Source organism: Arthrobacter sp. NtRootA1, assembly GCF_019976975.1.
GTDB lineage: Bacteria > Actinomycetota > Actinomycetes > Actinomycetales > Micrococcaceae > Arthrobacter > Arthrobacter aromaticivorans.
Window position 1 is genome coordinate 2,908,592 of record NZ_AP024630.1, and the last position, 19,489, is coordinate 2,928,080.

Annotated in this window: 15 protein-coding genes; 4 read left to right on the top strand and 11 right to left on the bottom strand. The window is 61.9% G+C overall.

What is annotated here, in order from left to right:
- Positions 1-132: 132 nt before the first annotated feature.
- From whiA to LDN90_RS13085, 9 genes are all read right to left on the bottom strand, one after another.
- Positions 133-1,113 (bottom strand): DNA-binding protein WhiA, encoded by a 981-nt coding sequence (gene whiA, locus LDN90_RS13045; protein WP_018777554.1) that lies wholly within the window; start codon positions 1,111-1,113, stop codon positions 133-135.
- 13 nt (positions 1,114-1,126) lie between these two features.
- Positions 1,127-2,143, bottom strand: a complete 1,017-nt coding sequence (gene yvcK / locus LDN90_RS13050; RefSeq protein ID WP_216925791.1) for a uridine diphosphate-N-acetylglucosamine-binding protein YvcK — start codon at positions 2,141-2,143, stop codon at positions 1,127-1,129.
- Complete coding sequence (rapZ, locus tag LDN90_RS13055; RefSeq protein WP_216925792.1) at positions 2,144-3,067, bottom strand: RNase adapter RapZ; 924 nt, start codon at positions 3,065-3,067, stop codon at positions 2,144-2,146.
- A gap of 86 nt (positions 3,068-3,153) precedes the next feature.
- The gene (uvrC, locus tag LDN90_RS13060) at positions 3,154-5,175 is read right to left on the bottom strand and encodes an excinuclease ABC subunit UvrC (RefSeq protein WP_223946066.1); all 2,022 of its coding nucleotides are present in this window, start codon (positions 5,173-5,175) and stop codon (positions 3,154-3,156) included.
- A gap of 44 nt (positions 5,176-5,219) precedes the next feature.
- Positions 5,220-5,888, bottom strand: a complete 669-nt coding sequence (locus LDN90_RS13065) for a lysophospholipid acyltransferase family protein (protein WP_216925794.1) — start codon at positions 5,886-5,888, stop codon at positions 5,220-5,222.
- Positions 5,875-6,591, bottom strand: a complete 717-nt coding sequence (locus tag LDN90_RS13070) for an HAD hydrolase-like protein (RefSeq protein WP_223946068.1) — start codon at positions 6,589-6,591, stop codon at positions 5,875-5,877. Before LDN90_RS13070 ends, LDN90_RS13065 begins: the two co-directional genes overlap by 14 nt.
- 112 nt (positions 6,592-6,703) lie before the next feature.
- A complete protein-coding gene (gene uvrA, locus LDN90_RS13075; RefSeq protein ID WP_223946069.1) occupies positions 6,704-9,631 on the bottom strand; it encodes an excinuclease ABC subunit UvrA in 2,928 nt (975 codons plus the stop codon).
- Between the two features lie 65 nt (positions 9,632-9,696).
- Entirely contained in the window at positions 9,697-10,077 is a 381-nt protein-coding gene (locus LDN90_RS13080; RefSeq protein ID WP_216925843.1) for a GntR family transcriptional regulator, read from the bottom strand.
- A 157-nt stretch (positions 10,078-10,234) separates the two neighbouring features.
- The gene (locus LDN90_RS13085) at positions 10,235-11,014 is read right to left on the bottom strand and encodes a trans-aconitate 2-methyltransferase (RefSeq protein ID WP_216925797.1); all 780 of its coding nucleotides are present in this window, start codon (positions 11,012-11,014) and stop codon (positions 10,235-10,237) included.
- Positions 11,015-11,084: 70 nt separating this feature from the next.
- Here LDN90_RS13085 and LDN90_RS13090 point away from each other — a divergent pair, with 70 nt between their 5' ends.
- From LDN90_RS13090 to LDN90_RS13105, 4 genes are all read left to right on the top strand, one after another.
- A complete protein-coding gene (locus LDN90_RS13090; protein ID WP_223946070.1) occupies positions 11,085-13,619 on the top strand; it encodes a DEAD/DEAH box helicase in 2,535 nt (844 codons plus the stop codon).
- Positions 13,620-13,687: 68 nt separating this feature from the next.
- Positions 13,688-15,070 carry a CoA transferase gene (locus LDN90_RS13095; RefSeq protein ID WP_223946071.1) on the top strand — a complete coding sequence of 461 codons (1,383 nt, stop codon included), beginning with the start codon at positions 13,688-13,690 and terminating at the stop codon, positions 15,068-15,070.
- A 29-nt stretch (positions 15,071-15,099) separates the two neighbouring features.
- Positions 15,100-15,612, top strand: coding sequence for a GNAT family N-acetyltransferase (locus LDN90_RS13100; protein WP_216925800.1), 513 nt, complete (start codon positions 15,100-15,102; stop codon positions 15,610-15,612).
- The gene (locus LDN90_RS13105) at positions 15,605-16,954 is read left to right on the top strand and encodes an alpha/beta fold hydrolase (protein WP_223946073.1); all 1,350 of its coding nucleotides are present in this window, start codon (positions 15,605-15,607) and stop codon (positions 16,952-16,954) included. The genes LDN90_RS13100 and LDN90_RS13105 overlap by 8 nt, the downstream gene beginning before the upstream one ends.
- Before the next feature lie 12 nt (positions 16,955-16,966).
- Here the strand turns inward: LDN90_RS13105 and LDN90_RS13110 are convergent, their stop codons facing one another.
- Both LDN90_RS13110 and LDN90_RS13115 read right to left on the bottom strand, forming a co-directional pair.
- A complete protein-coding gene (locus LDN90_RS13110) occupies positions 16,967-18,283 on the bottom strand; it encodes an MFS transporter (RefSeq protein WP_223946074.1) in 1,317 nt (438 codons plus the stop codon).
- 29 nt (positions 18,284-18,312) lie between these two features.
- The gene (locus tag LDN90_RS13115) at positions 18,313-19,341 is read right to left on the bottom strand and encodes a TerC family protein (protein WP_216925803.1); all 1,029 of its coding nucleotides are present in this window, start codon (positions 19,339-19,341) and stop codon (positions 18,313-18,315) included.
- Positions 19,342-19,489 lie beyond the last annotated feature (148 nt).

The following is a 19,489-nucleotide window of genomic DNA, read 5'->3' on the forward strand; positions in this document are numbered from 1 at the left end:
TCGTTGTGTTCATCCGGCCGGCAGGCCAGCCGGAAATCCTTGGGGAGGAAGCTTGCTCCTGCCGCCAACGGGAACAACCCGCGGCGACCTCGCAGTATTTCCTCCGCACGTTCTCGATTCTAGGGGCGGGAACTACTCGTCCATCATTTCCGGAGTCACATTTGCTTCAGTACCCGGAATTCCCAGATCCAGCGCGCGTTTATCGGCCATCGCGAGCAAGCGGCGGATCCGGCCGGCAATAGCGTCCTTGGTCATGGGGGGATCGGCAAGGCGGCCCAATTCATCCAGGCTTGCCTGCTTGTGGGCGACCCGGAGTTCCCCTGCATACTTCAGGTGATCCGGAACATCATCGCCCAGGATTTCAAGTGCGCGGTCCACCCTGGCGCCAGCGGCTACGGCAGCCTGCGCCGAGCGGCGCAGGTTGGCGTCATCAAAGTTGGCCAGCCTGTTGGCAGTAGCCCGGACTTCCTTGCGCATGCGCCGCTCCTCCCAGACCATCAAGGCGTCATGTGCGCCCATCCTGGTAAGGAGCGCGGCGATCGTGTCACCGTCACGGATAACCACGCGGTCAACACCGCGGACTTCGCGGGCCTTGGCCTGTATGCCCAGCCGGCGGGCGGCACCCACCAGTGCCAGCGCGGACTCCGGCCCGGGACAGGTTACTTCCAGGGACGAGGAACGTCCTGGTTCGGTCAGGGATCCATGGGCCAGGAAAGCTCCGCGCCAGACGGCTTCCGCATCGGCCGCAGACCCATTGACGACTACAGAAGGCAGGCCGCGTACCGGGCGGCCGCGACCGTCCAGGAGTCCTGTTTGGCGGGCCAAGGCCTCGCCGTCGCGGACAACGCGCACCACGTAGCGGCTACCGCGGCGCAGGCCACCACCCGAAACCACGATGATCTCGCTCTGGTGTCCGTAAACCTCGGCAATCGCGGCGCGCAGACGCCGCGCCGTGGAGGCCAGGTCCACCTCAGCCTCGATGACGATTCGTCCCGAAATAATATGCAAGCCCCCTGCAAAGCGGAGCATCGCCGAAACCTCAGCTTTACGGACTGAAGATTTCTTGATGTCCAGCCGGGACAGTTCGTCCTTGACCGACGCGGTAAGTGCCATCGCGTGTGTATTCCTAACTGTTCCCGAAAATATCGTGGTACGCCGCTGCCAAGAGCAGTGGATCATGGACGGGGCGGCGCCTCGAAGCCCCTACTCTACCCAACACCACTTCCGCGCCGATCATCCCCGCAGCTTTCTCAAAAGCCTTCAGGTCCTGGATCGCGGCGGGGTCGGCGAGGACGACGTCGACGCTGAACTCCGGCGCGTAGCGTCGCAGGACATCCAAATGGTCGGCCGCTGTCATGCCGGACGTTTCCTTGGTTTCGACGTCAAGATTCATGGTGAGGCAGCGTTTGGCCGCAGTATCGCCAAGGGCCTGCCGAAGCTCGGGGAGCAACAAATGGGGCAATACCGAGGTGTACCAGGACCCTGGTCCGAGGATGACCCAATCGGCGAGCTCGATCGCGGTGAGCGCCTCAGTGCAGGCTCGGGCGTCCTCGGGCAGCAGCCGCACTTCCTCGAGTTTCCCGGCAACGGCGCACTTCGCCTGTCCGCTGACGGTCTGCAGTTCATGTCCGCCGCCAGGCAGTTCCACCCGGGCTTGGCCCTCGATGGTCAAAGGAACACTGGACATCGGCAGTACCTGACCCCGCGCGCCCAGCAATGCCCCGGCCCATTTGAGGCCGGCCACGGTATCCCCCAGCAGCTCCCAGAGCGTGACGATGAGCAGGTTGCCCATCGCATGATGGTCCAGGGAACCACCCTTGGCGGTTCCCGCAGCGAAGCGGTGCTGCATGACGTCCCGCCATGTCCGCCCCCAGTCGGTGTCGTCGCACAGCGCACTCAATGCCATCCGCAGGTCACCGGGCGGGAGGACACCGTACTCGTCCCGTAGACGCCCGGAGGAGCCGCCGTCGTCAGCTACCGTGACGATCGCCGTCAGCTCCGACGTCAACAAACGAAGTGCCGAGAGCGAAGCCGCCAGGCCGTGCCCGCCGCCGAGGGCAACTACTGAAGGACTCTTGTGTTGCTGGCTGCCCGGAACGCCTTTCGGCGGGATGAGGGGCAACGGTCCTGTAAGGACTCCCATTTACTCACGCCCCAGGTCGCGGTGCGTCGTTGTGACGGTTACGCGCGGATATTGCGCGAGGCGTTTGGAGAGCTCGACGGCGACTGCCACCGAACGGTGCTTGCCACCGGTGCACCCCACAGCCAGGGTGGCGTAATGCTTGTTCTCTTGCCGGTAGCCGTCCAGGACAGGCTCCAAGGCCTTGACGTAACGGTCGACAAACTCCTGGACCCCATCAGCGGAGAGCACGTAGTCACTGACGTCCTCATCCAGCCCTGTGTGGGGACGAAGCTGCGGCACCCAGTGCGGGTTGGGAATGAAGCGGGCGTCGGCCACGAAGTTGGCGTCTACGGGCAAGCCATACTTGAATCCAAAACTCATGACATTCAGCCGAAGCGTCACGGGTCCGGTATCGCTGAACAACTCAGTGATGGCTGTTGCCAGGCCGTGCACATTGAACTCACTGGTGTCCAGGACGACGTCAGCATGCTCCCGCAGTTCGCGCAGGACCTCGCGCTCTATGCCGATTCCGTCCAGGATCCGGCCGCCGCCCTGAAGTGGATGCGGACGCCGGCCTTGTTCGAACCGGCGGACCAGGACTTCATCGCTGGCATCAAGGAACAGTACCCGGAACGTGATGCCAGTGGCGCTCAAGGCGCCCAGGGCAGTCTGGATGTCAGTAAAGAGGTCCTTGCTTCGGACATCCACCACTACGGCCAGTTTGGGGATGGATTTAGGCGCGTGCGAGACGATTTCCGCCAAGGTGCCAAGCATCTGGGGAGGAAGGTTGTCCACAACGTACCAACCGTGGTCCTCCAAGGCGTCCGATGCGGTACTGCGGCCTGCCCCCGACATGCCGGTAACCACCAGCAGTTCCGCCTCCGCCGGCTTGACGGGCGTTAGTCCGTCCTGCTCCGCGCCGGCTCCTGCCGTTGCCTCATCCATCAGTGGTCCCCGTTTCCTTGGAAGTGGTTGTTACAGCTTGACCGGCGGCATCGCAGTTGCGGCCACCGGTCAAGTTCTTACCCTAGCTAAGATTCGAGGATTTCGCCGGTCGTCATGTTCACCGCAGGAGCGGCTTCACCTGCGTCTTCGCTGGAACCCAGGTGCAGCACGACGGCCGCTGCCAACGCCGGACCGATACCCTTGGCGGAGGTGAGTTCCTCCACGCTGGCCGCTCTGATCTTCTTGAGGGAGCCAAAGTGTGCCACCAAAGCCTTGCGTTTGGCTTCCCCCAGGCCCGGAACGCCGTCCAGGGCAGAGACCGTCATGGCCTTGCCGCGCTTTTGCCGATGGAAGGTGATGGCGAAGCGGTGGGCTTCGTCGCGGATGCGCTGGAGCAGGTACAAGCCCTGCGACGTCCGGGGAAGGATCACCGGGAAGTCGCTGTTGGGAAGCCATACCTCTTCAAGGCGCTTCGCCAGGCCGACCACGTAGACGTCGTCGATGCCCAACTCAGCCAAAGCACGCGCTGCAGCATTGACCTGCGGCTGCCCGCCGTCCACAACCACCAGGTTGGGCGGGTACGCGAACTTGGCTTTGGGAGCCGGCATGGTGGGGTCCGACGGCGTCGCTTCAGTTCCGTGCGTAGCCGCGGCGGTGCCCGCACGGGTTGGGTTGATGATTTCGCCGGAGACGGGCACCTGGGCGGCCTTATCGGTGAGGTAGTGGCGGAAGCGGCGCGTCAAGACATCATGCATGGCGGCGGTATCGTCGGCTGCCGCCGCCCCCGTGATGGAGAACTTACGGTAATCGGACTTCTTGGGCAAACCGTCTTCCACCACCACCATGGACGCCACCACGTTGGTTCCTTGGACGTGCGAGATATCGAAGCATTCGATCCGAAGGAGCGGAACCGGAAGCTCAAGGGCCTCCTGAAGCTCCTGAAGGGCAAGCGAGCGGACGGTGATGTCCCCGGCACGGCGGGTCTTGTGCAGCTTCAGCGCCTGCTCGGCATTCTCCCGGACCGTCGACATCAGCGCAGCCTTGTCACCTCGCTGGGGCACACGGATATCCACCTTTGCCCCGCGGAGCCCGCCCAGCCATTCACCCAGCTCGGCATGGTTGCTCGGATTCTCCGGAACGAGTACTTCCCGCGGGATCCGGCCCTGGACCTCGCTGTCTTCCCCGTAGACCTGTTGCAGCAGGTGCTCGATGAGTTCCGGCGTCGTGGCGTCTTCAACTTTCTCCACGACCCAGCCACGCTGTCCACGGACCCGGCCGCCGCGGACGTGGAACACCTGCACGGACGCCTCGAGCTCGTCTTCATGCAGCGCAAAGACGTCGGCGTCCGTATCCTCAGCGAGGACTACGGCGTTGCGTTCGAAGACCTTTCGCAAAGCGATGATGTCGTCCCTGAGCCGTGCTGCGCGCTCATAGTCGAGTTCCGCGACGGCGGCCGACATTTCCTTTTCAAGCCGGTTGATGAAGCGCTTGGCTTCCCCGCCCATGAAGGCACAGAAGTCCTCCGCAAGTTGCCGGTGCTCCTCCGGCGTCACCCGGCCGACACAGGGTGCTGCGCATTTGTCGATGTAGCCAAGAAGGCAAGGCCGCCCACTGGCTTGTGCGCGCTTGAAGACGCCCGCGCTGCAGCTGCGGACCGGGAACACGCGAAGGAGGGTATCCATGGTTTCGCGGATAGCGCCCGCCGTGTAGGGGCCAAAATACCTGGTGCCCTTCTTGCGTTCGCCACGCATGACCTGCACCCTGGGGTACTTCTCCCCCATGGTGACGGCCAGATAGGGATAAGTCTTGTCGTCCCGGAAGACCACGTTGAAACGCGGCTTGAATTCCTTGATCCAGGTGTACTCCAGCTGTAGCGACTCCAGCTCGCTGCCCACAACGGTCCACTCCACGCTGCTCGCGGCATGGACCATGGCATGCGTCTTGGGTAGAAGCCCGGACGGGTTCGCAAAGTAGGAATTCAGCCTGGAACGGAGGTTCTTGGCCTTGCCCACGTAAATAACGCGGCCGTGCGGGTCGCGGAAACGGTAGACGCCCGGGGTTGTGGGAATTTCACCCGTCTGGGGCCGGTAACTTGCTGGATTTGCCACGATTCCAGTCTAGTGAACAGGACCGACAGCCTACGCCACGTGGCTCAGTCCACCGACTTGCTTTGGTTGTAGCTTGAGGACCGTTCCTGTCCGCTGAGGGCAGCTATGGCGTCCATGATCTTGTCCGTCACCTGGCGGCGTGCGGGAAGGGAATGGTCCGGGCCTGTCTTGTCGAAGTAGAGCGGCTCGCCGACCTTCATGGTGAAGTGCTGGGGGCGGACGGCGTTCTTGTCCGCCGGCTGCAGTTTCTCCGTGCCTATCAGTCCCACGGGAATGACGGGTGCGCCCGTGGTGAGCGCCAACCAACCGACGCCGGTGCGGCCGCGATAAAGGATGCCGTCGCGGGACCGGGTGCCCTCCGGGTAAATTCCAATGCCCTTGCCGGACTCCAGGATGTCCAGCAGGGTCTTCAGAGCCTGCACGCTGGCAGCCTGTTCACCGCGTTCCACGGGGATGGAACCGACGGCTTCGAAGAAGGACTTCATCACAGCGCCCTTAACACCTTTGGTGGTGAAGTACTCCGCCTTGGCAAAGAACGCTACTGGGCGAGGCATCAGTGCCTGGACAATCACGCTGTCCAGGAAAGAGAGGTGGTTCGGCGCCACGATGAACGGGCCTTCTTTGGGCACGTTCTCCAGTCCAATGACCGTGGGCCGGCACGTGGTGGAGATCAGTCCACGCGTAGTCCAGCGGATCGCATCAAAGACTGCCATCGTTTTGTACCTCGCTCAGGGCCGCCGCGCGGACAGCATCAAGTTCTTCAATTTTGGTTCGCAACTCAAGGGCGGTGCCGACCACGGCGACCGCACCGGCTTCCTCCAGCTCGCCGTCCGGAGCGAAGCCCCAGCGAACACCAATGCAATCCAAGCCGTTGGCCATTGCTCCGGCGACATCCTGGTGCCGGTCCCCCACCATCACAGCAGGCTGGGAGTGCAGATCCGCCAAGGCTGCGCCAACAATCCCGATCTTGCCCGGCGCGGAATTGGCCGCAAGCGATTCGTCGTCGGCAGATCCCCTAATCGACACAAAGAAATCCGCAATACCGTGATGCTCGAGGACAATTCGGGCAATACCTTGAGGCTTCTGGGTTGCAACGGCAACGGCCCGCCCCGTTTCGGCAAAGAATTCAAGGAGATCGAAGATTCCCGGATACAACTTGCTCTGGCCAATACCGGTTTCCCTGTAATGCCGCCGGTAACGGGAAATGGTTTCATCCACCAATTCGGCCCGAACATTCGCTAAATGCAGGAGTGCATCGCTGAGCTTGGGGCCAACCATGGCATTCAGCACGGCCTGTTCCGGAACCGGGAGGTCCATTTCGCGCAGGGCCGCGGATATTCCTCCTGTGATACCGCCGGCTGGATCGACAAGGGTGCCGTCCAGATCGAAAATTACGGGCACCGTTGTTTGAGTCACCGGGTTAGTTTCTCATGAGTAGCGGCATGCCTGAAACTCGCATGCCGCTACCGGAATACTTCTGCCGTGCTGAGGATATTCTTTAGACATCCGGCGAGGCAGCTCGGGACTCTTAGCGCAGAATTTCCGCAAGGAAGGTTGCGGTGTGGCTGTCAGTGGACTTGGCTATCTGCTCAGGTGTGCCTGTTGCGACGATCTTGCCTCCACCTGAACCACCGTTCGGCCCGAGGTCCACGATCCAGTCCGCGGACTTGATGACGTCCAGGTTGTGCTCAATGGTGATCACCGTGTTGCCCTTGTCCACCAGCCCTTGGAGGACCATGAGCAGCTTGCGGATGTCCTCGAAGTGCAGGCCGGTGGTGGGTTCGTCCAGAACGTAGATGCTGCGGCCGTTGGACCTCTTCTGGAGTTCTGCTGCCAACTTCACGCGCTGGGCTTCACCCCCGGACAGGGTTGTGGCCGGCTGGCCCAGCCTGACATAGCCCAGGCCCACGTCCACCAAGGTGTTCAGATGCCGCGCGATGGGGGTGAAGGCAGCAAAGAATTCAGCGCCTTCCTCAATGGGCATGTTAAGGACATCGGCAATCGTCTTTCCCTTGTAATGCACTTCAAGGGTTTCACGGTTATACCGGGCGCCGTGGCATACCTCACACGGAACGTAGACGTCGGGCAGGAAGTTCATTTCGATCTTCAACGTGCCGTCTCCAGAGCATGCTTCGCAGCGGCCGCCCTTGACGTTGAACGAGAACCGGCCGGGCTGGTAACCGCGGACCTTTGCTTCGGTGGTTTCAGCAAACAGTTTCCGGATGTTGTCGAACACGCCTGTGTACGTTGCCGGGTTGGAGCGCGGTGTGCGCCCGATGGGGCTCTGATCAACGTGGACCACCTTATCCAGGTGCTCCAGTCCATTCACGCTCCGGTGCCGCCCGGCAACCTGCTTGGCGCCATTGAGCTTGTTGGCGAGGACCTTGTAGAGGATCTCGTTCACCAGCGTTGACTTGCCCGAACCGCTGACACCAGTTACTGCCGTAAAGAGCCCCAGCGGGAACGTGGCATCCACATTGTCCAGGTTGTTTTCCCTGGCGCCCACAACCTTCAACTCACGTTTTTTGTCGTACTTGCGGCGCTTGGCCGGGATATCGATCTTGCGGCGGCCTGACAGGTAGTCGCCTGTCAAGGACTCCTTGTTCTCCAGCAGTTCCTTGTATGTACCTGAATGCACCACTTGTCCGCCGTGCTCGCCGGCGCCAGGTCCAATGTCAACCACCCAGTCCGCTTCATGGATGGTGTCCTCGTCATGCTCCACCACGATCAGTGTGTTGCCGAGGTCCCGCAGGCGGGTCAGCGTCTCGATCAAGCGGCGGTTATCGCGCTGGTGCAGGCCGATGGATGGCTCGTCCAGGACGTAGAGGACGCCCACGAGGCCGGAACCAATTTGCGTGGCCAGGCGGATGCGCTGGGCTTCACCGCCGGACAAGGTCCCGGAAGGACGTTCCAGGTTCAAGTATTCAAGTCCCACGTCCAAAAGGAACGTCAAGCGGGCCTGGATTTCCTTCAGGACCTGGTGGGCAATCTGTGCCTCGCGATCGGTCAGGGTCAGGCTACCCAGGAACGACGCACATTCACGCATGGGTAGGGCCGCGACTTCAGCGATCGACTTGCCATTGATCAACACTGACAACGAGGCAGGGTTGAGCCGCGCACCGTTGCACTCGGGGCAGGGAATCTGGCGCATGTACTCTTCGTACCTGTCCCGCGCCCAATCCGAGTCAGTTTCGCCGTGCTTGCGGTGAACATATTGGATGGCGCCCTCAAAGCCGGTGCTGTACTTGCGTTCCCGGCCGAACCGGTTCCGGTACTGGACCACAACCTTGTGGTCCTTGCCATGCAGCACGGTGTTCCGGACATCCTTGGGGAGCTTTTCCCACGAGGTGTCCATGGAGAAGCCGAGCTCGTGGGCCAGGCCCTCCAGGAGGCGGTTCCAGTACTCGGTGGTGGCGGTGCCCAGGGACCAGGGAGCGATGGCGCCCTGTGCCAGGGAAAGCTCCGGGTTGGGAACAATCAGTTCCTCGTCCACTTCAAGCCTGGTTCCGATGCCACTGCACGCTGAGCAGGCGCCAAAGGGGTTGTTGAACGAGAAAGAGCGTGGCTCGATTTCATCGATGGCCAGGGGGTGCTCGTTGGGGCAAGCGAGGTTCTCGGAGAAAGCACGGATACGTGCGGGGTCCCCGGCCTCAAGGTCCACGAACTCAATCAGCACCCGGCCTTCTGCCAGGCCCAGGGCAGTTTCAATTGAATCGGTGAGCCGCTGGCTGATGTCTTCCTTGACCACCAAACGGTCCACGACCACCTCGATGGTGTGCTTGAACTGCTTGCCAAGCTTGGGCGGCTCGCTGAGCTGTACGAGTTCACCGTCCACCCGGGCGCGCGAATAGCCTTTGGCCGTCAGTTCCTTGAAGAGGTCAACGAATTCACCCTTGCGCCCGCGAACCACCGGAGCGAGAACCTGGAATCGTGTGCCCTTTTCCAGTTCCAATAGCTGGTCAACGATCTGCTGCGGGGTTTGCCGGGCGATGGGCTCGCCACAAACCGGGCAGTGCGGACGGCCTACGCGCGCCCAGAGCAGACGCATGTAGTCGTAGATTTCCGTGATGGTGCCTACGGTGGAGCGAGGGTTCTTGCTGGTGGATTTCTGGTCGATCGACACCGCCGGCGACAGGCCCTCAATGAAGTCCACATCCGGCTTGTCCACCTGGCCCAGGAACTGGCGGGCATAGGCGGACAACGATTCCACGTAGCGCCGCTGTCCCTCGGCAAAGATCGTATCGAAAGCCAAGGAGGACTTGCCCGAACCTGAGAGGCCCGTGAACACGATCATCGCATCCCGGGGGAGGTCCAGATCTACATTGCGCAGGTTGTGTTCCCGCGCGCCCTTGACTACCAGCCGGGACAGGTCCGGCCGGGTGGGCTTGATATCGGAGACGACGGCTACGCTCTTCAGGGCATCGATGGCTGCATCTTCAGCTAAGGCTTTGGGCACCTACCAATGCTAATCGAAAACTTCTTCGAATTTCCATGTCGTGCCTCACATGCTACTGATCGGTATCAATCAGCGTCATATGCGGCCGCAAGAAGCTGTACAGCTTCCGCGAACGACGCTCCTTGGGCCTTGGCCGCAGCAGCGTACTGGGCGGCAACTTCAGCAAGCGCGCCCCAGCGGTCATCCCGGGCACACACGATGGTGCCGTTGCGTCCCCTGGTAGCGACGACGCCGGCAGCCTCGAGTTCCTTATAGGCGCGGGCCACCGTATGTGGGGCCACATCCAACACTCCCGCCAGGTTGCGCACCGGCGGGAGCTTCGCTCCAACTGCGAGGACGCCGGAGTCTGCGAGTTCGATGATGCGCAGCCTCAGCTGCTCAAAAAGGGCAACTCCGCTGCTGGTGTTGGGCCTCCAGTTCCCTGGAAAGCCGTCCATGGCAGTCATCGCGAACACCGGCCAGGTACCGGAAGCCATCCGGGCGATTGCTGCTCAATGAAGCGTCTATGGTCCATGCCGAGAATTAGACCAGCGACGCGGAAAGGGTACAAGCCACCGACGGTTTGAAATTGAATTGCTACGCCCGGCAACAGGTCCTGCCGGCTCATGCGTCTTTCCGGGCCACGGCGAAGATGCGCCGGAACGGGAACACCGTCCCGTGGCTTGTGGCCGGATATGCCTCGCGCAGCAAAGCAGAATATTCTTGCTCGAAGTCGGCGGCATCGCCAGGAGACAGGACTGCCAGCACCGGCCGAAGTCCCGTGCCCCTCACCCATTGAAGGACCGGGTCCTTGCCCGGCAGCAGCTGCTGGTAGGTGGTTTCCCAAGCGTCAGCTGCACACCCGGCGTCGAGCATAATACCCAGGTAGTCCGCGGGACTGCCCACGACGCCATCATGCCGAAGAACGCCGCCAAGGCGGGAGGACCACTTGGGTGACTCGGCGAGCTCCCTCATGAGCGCGTGCGAAGGGGATGTGAAGTTTCCCGGCACCTGAAGGGCGAACCAGGCACCCGGTTTCAGTGCACCTAGCCAGTGACCGAGCATGGCTTGGTGCCCGGGAACCCACTGGAGCGCGGCATTGGATACCACGACGTCGGTCTCCTGGTCAGGCTGCCAGTCAGCAATATCTGCCTGCTCGAATTCCAAGTTGGCGAATTTCCGGGCCTGTCCAGCTGCCTTCGCCAGCATCTCGCCAGAGGAATCGAGGCCGATTACGCGGGCATCTGGCCAGCGGACAGCCAGTGTGGATGTGAGATTACCGGGGCCGCATCCAAGATCCACCACTTTCCGCGGCGACGCAGCTTGGATTCTGGCCACCAAGTCATGGAACGGCCTGTCCCTGTGATTGCCGAACTCCACATACTTGGACGGATCCCACTTCATATAAGCCTCCTGGCGTTTGGCAACAGTGCTGGGGCGAGCCTAAACCGTCCGGGGACTAAGCTGGAAACCAATGAAACTTCTTGAGCAGCTCCCTGGTTCCACCCCCTCCAACCCGTTGGGTCCGGACGAGATCTATACCCGTTTCGTTGAGTGGACAGAAGGCCGCGGCTTGCAGTTGTACGCTGCTCAGGACGAGGCCATCATGGAGCTCGCCTCCGGCGCCAACGTCATCCTGGCTACACCCACTGGCTCGGGTAAATCGCTTGTCGCCATTGCAGCCCACTTCGAGGCCATGGCCCGTGGCCAACGCAGTTACTACACCGCTCCCATCAAGGCTTTGGTCTCGGAGAAGTTCTTCGCGCTGTGCGACATCTTCGGCGCCGAAAACGTTGGCATGATTACGGGTGACTCCGGCGTAAACCAGGATGCGCCGATTATTTGCTGCACCGCTGAGATCCTGGCCAATATTGCCCTCCGCGAGGGAGCTTCCGCGGAACTTGGCGCTGTGATCATGGATGAATTCCACTTCTACTCCGATCCCCAGCGCGGATGGGCCTGGCAGGTTCCCCTCCTTGAACTTCCCCAGGCCCAGTTCCTGCTCATGTCCGCGACACTGGGCGACGTCAGCCGTTTCGAAGCCGGCCTCACTGAACTCACCGGGCGGGCTACCACTACCGTTAGCTCTGCCGAGCGTCCGATTCCCCTGCATTACTACTATCACCTCACTCCGGTCCACGAGACCCTGGAAGAACTGCTCTCCACCAAGCAGGTCCCCGTGTACGTTGTGCACTTCAGCCAGGCAGAAGCGATCGAGCGTGCCCAGAACCTGATGAGCATCAACATGTGCAGCCGGGAGGAAAAGGACCGCATTGCAGAGCTCATCGCAGGCTTCCGGTTCGCCGCGGGCTTCGGAAAGACACTCAACCGGCTGGTCCGCCATGGCATCGGCGTCCATCACGCCGGCATGCTGCCCAAGTACCGCCGCTTGGTGGAGCAACTCGCACAAGCCGGGCTCCTGAAGGTCATCTGCGGCACCGATACCCTGGGTGTAGGCATCAACGTGCCCATCCGGACGGTTCTGTTGACGGCCTTGAGCAAATACGACGGCGTACGCACACGGGTGCTCAACCCGCGTGAGTTCCATCAGATTGCCGGACGTGCTGGTCGCGCTGGGTACGACACCGCCGGCACCGTGGTGGTCCAGGCTCCGGATCACGTAGTGGAGAATACCAAGGCCATGGCAAAGGCCACGGCAAAGTTCGGCGACGACCAGAAGAAGCTTCGCCAAGTGGTAAAGAAGAAGCCACCGGAAGGTTTCGTTTCCTGGGGCGAATCAACCTTCAAGCGGCTGGTGGACTCGGTCCCGGAGCCCCTGACTTCAAGCTTTACGGTCACCCACGCGATGCTCCTTAATCTCATGGAGCGCCCGGGAGATCCTTTCCATGCAACCCGGCGCTTGCTCAGTGAAAACCACGAGAACCGCCCGGCGCAGTTGAAACTCATGAAGAAGGCGTTGGGCATCTACCGCGAACTGCTGGCCGCGGGTGTGGTTGAACGCATTCCCGAAGATGAACAAGAAACCGAAGGCCGTTCTGTCCGCTTGACGGTCCACTTGCAGGCCAACTTCGCCCTCAACCAACCGCTTTCGCCGTTTGCGCTTGCCGCGCTGGAACTGTTGGATCCAGAGTCGCCGTCGTATGCGCTGGACGTTGTTTCAGTTATCGAGGCCACGCTGGAGAAGCCGCGCCAGATTCTCTCTGCGCAGCAGAAGAAAGCCCGTGGCGAGGCGGTTGCGGCCATGAAGGCTGACGGCATCGAATATGAGCAGCGCATGGCCATGCTCGACGACGTCACGTACCCGATGCCCTTGGCGGAGATTCTCGGCGAAGCCTTCGAGGTGTACCGAAAAGCTGCCCCATGGGTGGGCGACTTCGAGCTTGCGCCCAAATCAATCATCCGCGACATGTATGAACGTGCCATGAACTTCGGAGAGTTCGTGCAGTTCTACGGACTGGCCCGCTCCGAAGGCATCGTCCTGCGCTACTTGGCGGATGGATTCCGTGCACTCAGGCAGACGGTGCCCCAGGACTTGCTGCGCGAGGACCTTGAAGACCTCACCGCCTGGCTGGGTGAACTTGTCCGGCAGGTGGACTCCAGCCTCCTTGATGAGTGGGAGGAGCTCACCTCAGGACTAATGCCGACACCACATGACGCTCCCCCGCCACCGCCGCCGCTTCTGACCTCGAACATCAGGGCTTTCCGGGTCATGGTCCGGAATGAAATGTTCCGTAGGGTGGAGCTCTTTGCGGACGAAGACTCTGCCGCCCTGGGTGAGCTGGATGCCGACGCCGGCTGGGACGCCGAGCGCTGGGAAGAGGTTCTGGACGACTACTTCGATGAACACGACGACATCGGCACGGGACCCGATGCCCGGGGCCCCGGCTTGCTCATCATCACCGAAGAACCCGGCACGTGGCGGGTACGCCAGATCTTCGATGACCCCGCCGGAAACCACGATTGGGGAATCTCCGCCGATGTGGATCTAGCGGCTTCCGATGAGACAGGCACCGCTGTGGTCCGCGTGACGAACGTCAACCGGCTCTAGGCCAACCGGCTCCCAAGTCCGGGTCAACCGGCTCCCAAGTCCAGCTCCACCGGCTTAAAGGAAGTCCCATGGAATCCGTCCCCGATCTCGGCAGCAGCTTGCGGGCGCTGGAGGTAATGAGCGCACAACCCACGGCTTCTTGGACCGGACCGCGACGATGGTGGGGCTCCCCAGATGGCATTCCTGCATTGGACGTGGAAGGGCTGGCTTTGGGCGCGGTACAGGCTGCGGCTACGGCCCTGAACGCCTTGACGGGATCGATGCATAGGTATTCTGTCGCCGCCTGGCCCACTGCAGCTGCGTTCGATTCCCTGGGGCACCTGCGCATAGGTGGCCAGAAACCTGAAGGGTTCGCTCCCTTGTCCGGTTTTCGAAGAACCGCTGATGGCTGGATCCGCCTCCACGCCAACTACCCGCACCACGCGGCCCGACTGATGGAAGCGGTCTCGGCCAGCGAACCTGCCCACGTGGACCGCGCGTTACTAGGTATGACGTCTTTGGAAGCCGAACACCTTATCACTGGCAACAACGGCGTAGCTGCCGCCGTCCGTACCAGGGAAGAGTGGACAGACTCCCCTATGTTTGAAGCGGCCAGTGAGGGGCCGTGGATCAGTTTCGATCACCTTGGACCGTCCGCGAAAGCAACCCGACGGTCGTCGTGGGTTCCTTCCGCGGTTCCAGACCGCCCCTTGACAGGTCTGAAAGTCCTTGACCTGACCCGGGTCATTGCCGGCCCTGTGGCAACCCGGCTACTTGGCGCGCTGGGCGCGGACGTCCTCCGGATAGACCCTCCGCACCTCCCGGAGCTGACAGACGCCTTCATTGACTCGGGCTTTGACAAGCGCAGCGCTGAAGCAGACTTCCGGAATCCGGATGATCTGACCGCGGTCATGGGTCTCCTGGAGACGGCAGACGTCGTGGTCATGGGGTATCGCGACGGCGGTCTGGATCGTTTTGGATTGACGCCTGGTGCGCTGCTGCTGCGCCGCGCCGACCTCGTAGTAGTGACCTTGAGCGCATGGGGCCACGCAGGTCCCTGGCAGGGACGACGTGGTTTTGACAGCCTGGTGCAGGCAGCATGCGGCATAGCTGATCGATATGGCCATTTCGACGACGGCGGGTGGAGGCCTGGCGCGCTACCGGTGCAGGCGCTGGATCACGCCACGGGTTACGGCCTGGCGGCGGCAGTGTTCGCTTTGCTGGCCCAGCGACTCGGTACGGGACGTGGTGGAACTGCCCGGCTTTCACTGGCCCGGACAGCGGAAGAGCTACTTCTCCTTTCGACGGTCAGCGCGACTGACGTCGACCTGCCCGAGCCCGAGTACCACGAGGTAGACAGCCCCTACGGCCGTCTCCGGTACGTCGGCCCGCCCATCACGGTGGACGGCGTCCCCGTTGGTTATCAAGAACCGCCCGTCACGTACGGTTCCTCCGCACTACGTTGGCGGTAGGCGGTCCAGCCCCTAGTAAGCTCGGAAGCATGAGTGTAATCCGCCCTGCCACCGTTGAAGACGTTCCCACAATACTGCGCATGATCCACGATCTTGCGATCTACGAAAAGGAACCCGACGCCGTCAGGAATACCCCCGAACTGCTGACCGAAGCACTGTTCGGAGAAAACCCGCGGGTATTCGCGAACATGGCCTCCAATGACGCTGGTACGGTGCAGGGCTTTGCCCTGTGGTTTCTGAATTACTCAACGTGGGAAGGTGTTCACGGCATCTACCTGGAAGACCTCTACGTGGTTCCGGACGCGCGTGGCGAGGGTCACGGCAAGGCGCTCCTGCAGCATCTGGCCGCGACCGCCGTCGAACGCGGCTATGCCCGGGTGGAATGGAGCGTCCTGGACTGGAACGAACCGTCCATCAAGTTCTACAAGAACCTTGGCGCCTTCCCCATGGAGGAGTGGTCTACGTTCAGGCTGACCGGCGAAGCGCTGGAAGCGTTCGGGGCAGGTGCCAGTAACGGTAACAAGGCTCTTGCCCATGGCTGAAGTGCGAGCCTTGGCCGACACCCACCGCATCCGCGCCCGGCACGAATTCCGAGGCCTCCGGACCGCCGAGCACTACTTCACGGTCCCCCTGGACCATGGTTCGGCTATTTCCGCCACGGATGACCAGACGGCTGGCGAAACGATCACTGTGTTTGCACGGGAGTATTCCTCCACCGAGTACTCGGAGGAGGAGGCCGCCAAGCTTCCATGGTTGCTGTTCCTCCAAGGTGGACCTGGCGGGCGCGGGAACCGCGTCACTTCCCTTTCAGGTTGGATGAAGGCAGCGGCCAAGGATTTTCGGATCCTGATGCTGGACCAGCGCGGTACGGGCCTTTCCACGCCTGTGGAGCGACAGTCATTGGTGCTCCGGGGCGACGCCGCAGCCCAGGCCGATTACCTCACGCATTTCCGGGCTGATTCGATCGTGGCTGACGCCGAGTTCATCCGCCATGCCTTGGATTCCGGACCGTGGTCAGTGCTGGGTCAGAGCTTTGGCGGATTCTGCGCGTTGACGTATTTGTCGTACGCCCCGAAAGGGCTGCGGGAGGTCCTCATCACGGGAGGACTTGCTCCGCTGCACGGCCCGGCCGAGCGCGTTTACCGTGCCACTTTCCGCCGGGTGGCGGAGCGGAACGCGGAGTACTTCGCCTGGTATCCGGAAGACCGGGAAACTGTCACCAGGATCGTCCGTCACCTCGAACAGCATGAGGAGTTCCTGGCCAGCGGAGAACGGCTTACGCCCGAGCGGTTCCAGATGGTGGGATCGTTCCTCGGCGGCAACACCCGGGTGGACTCCCTGCACTACCTCCTGGAGGACGCTTTCATCGAAACACCTTTGGGCGATCGCCTGTCGGAGGCGTTCCTGGAGCAAGTGCGGAGCCTGGTCAGCCGAGCAGGGAACCCCTTGTACGCGGTCCTTCATGAATCGATCTACGGGCAGGGCGAGGCCACGGACTGGGCAGCGTGGCGCGTGCTGGAAGAATTCCCCGAGTTCAAACCGGGAGCTGAAGCCCCGCTGCTCACGGGAGAAATGGTCTACCCCTGGTACTTCGAACAGGATCCGGCACTGATCCCGCTCCGCGACGTCGCGGCCCTGCTGGCGGCCAAGTCCGATTGGTGTCCCCTGTATGACCACCAGCAATTGGCGGTCAACAAGGTTCCAGTAGCGGCCGCCGTCTACAAAGACGATATCTACGTGGACCATGACCTCTCAATGGAAACCGCCGCGGCAGTCCGTGGGCTTCAGACCTGGGTCACGGACGACTTCCACCATGACGGCATCGGGGAAGACGGCGAAGGCATCTTCAGGCGGCTAATCGGGCTGGTGCGGAGTTCCCGCTAACCCAACGCGTTCCTACACGGGGATTGAACGGCGCACCCGGGCCGCGGCGGCGGCCGTCAAGGCCAGCATTACGGCTGCCAGCAGGCCGGCGGCTATATTCAGCCCTTCGTAGCCGAGCCAGGCGAGGACAAGTCCGGACGTAGCGCCGCCCGTTGCACCCGCCGCGCCCATGAGCGTATCGGAAACGCCTTGCACGGTTACCCTTTGTTCTTCGGCGATGCTCTCCGCAAGGAGGGTGGACCCGGCAATGGTCGCGGCGGACCACCCAAGTCCCAGGATGATCAGCCCAGTGGTGACCAGCACGGGCTCCTGCTGACCGATTCCAGCGATCAGGACTGCCACCAGCAGCAGTCCGTGGCCCATGGCGATGGTCTGGATGCGGCCGGCTTTGTCAGTCAGCCAACCCCAGAGCGGCGACAGGGCGAACATGCCGGCGATATGCAGCGAAATGGTCAGCCCTATGAGCACCAGAGCATCCGTGCTGTCAGTTGTTCCGCCGTGATGGCCGGCATGTGAACCGCCTACCACCTGCTGCAGGTGCAAGGGGGTCATGGACATGATGGCCACCATGACGCCGTGGGCAGCGACCACGGCTGCAAGCGCAAGGATGGCGCGGGGCGAGGAACGAACAGCCTGAAGGCCGGAGCGGATAGTGCCCCTAACTGGGAGCGTCCCCATGCCTGCGGTCTCGGAGGCCAGCCGCCGTGCCAGCAGCAACGGGTCGGGCCGCAAACCGGCAAAGAGCAGCACTGCCGCCAGGAACAGACCTGCAGCCGAGAAAACGAAAGGCCCGGCAATGGGCGGCAGGCCCAACGCGGCCCCCACTGCTGCACCAGGTTGGATGAGGTTTGGACCGGCCACAGCGCCAATGGTAATTGCCCAGACAACAGTGGACAGTGACCTGCCGCGGTGCTCAGCGTGGGCGAGGTCGACGGCGGCGAACCTCGATTGAAGGTTGGCGGCTGTACCAAGGCCGAGAAAACCGGCCGCGAGCAGGAGCAGGGGGAAAGATTCACCCACCACGGATGCCATCACCAGGAGCGCCCCGATCATGGCGGCGATCAGGCCCGAGACGAGGCCAAACCGCCGTCCACGCGCCTCCGCCAGCCGGGCCAACGGTAAAGCAGACAACGCGGCCGAGAGCGTCAATACAGTAGTGATCGATCCCGCCCACGCCTCGGATCCGGACAGATCCACGGCCAGGAGCGATCCAATGGATAACGTGGCGCCGTTACCAATTCCGCTGAGGAGCTGGGCCGAGCTGAGCAGGAAAACAGTACGGCGCTGAACCCGTTGGGGGTCCAGCGCCGTAGTAGATGTGGTAGTCACTTCAAGAGACTACAACGTTCACAGTATGGTTACTCTGCTTCGCTCAAGCTCTTCTTCGCGTCCTCTTCCAACCGCGCGTCCAGCTTGGACTGGCGGGCGGCCGGGCTGAGCAAGCTGGCCACGACGGCCACGACGATCGTGCCGATAATGACCGCCAACGAAACGAAGGTGGGAATCTCCGGAGCCCACTCGATGTGGTGGCCGTTGTTGATGAAGGGAAGCTCGTTGACATGCATCGCATGCAGGACGAGCTTGACACCAATAAAGGCAAGAATGACTGACAGGGCGTGCTTCAAGTAGATCAGACGGCTCATCAGTCCACCCAGCAGGAAGTACAGCTGGCGCAGGCCCATGAGGGCGAAGATGTTGGCGGTGAACACGATGAAGGCGCTTTGGGTCAGGCCGAAGATCGCGGGAATTGAGTCCACTGCGAACAGGAGGTCGGTCATGCCGATGGTCACGAAGACAATCAGCATCGGGGTGAAGACCTTCTTGCCGTTTACCGTGGTCCGCAGCTTGCCGCCGTCGAACTTTTCAGACATCGGCAGGACCCTGCGCAGCCGCGCAACCAGCGGGTTTTCGGCACCTTCTTCTTCGTCTTCACCTGAATCCGTGGCCTGCTTCCAGGCCGTCCACAGCAGGAACGCGCCGAAGATGTAGAAGATCCAGCTGAACTGCTCGATGACCACCGCGCCCAAGGCGATGAAAATACCGCGGAGGACCAGTGCGATGATGATGCCCACCATCAGCACTTCCTGCTGGTATTTCCGGGGCACGGAGAAGCGGGCCATGATGATGATGAAGACGAAAAGGTTGTCGATGCTCAGGCTGTATTCAGTAACCCAGCCGGCGACGAACTGGCTGCCATATTCGGGGCCGGTGAAGTAGAACATGGCACCAGCAAAGACCAGGGCCAAGGCAACGTAGAAGGCAACCCAGAGGCCGGCTTCCTTCATTGATGGTTCGTGGGGACGCTTGACCACCAGGAGGAGGTCGATGAGCAGGATGATTCCGAGGGCGACGAACGAGCCGACCTCAAACCAGATTGGAAGCTCCATTAATGTGGGCCTTTCGCAGGGTACGGGAAAGCGGTGTAAGTCTCTCCGGCCTGCCAGTGCGGTGAATGCACATTCAGCGGCCCACTAAGTCCGGCGAGGCATCTATGCCTTGCGTGCTGACGGACGTAGCGCTTGGGATACTCCCCTA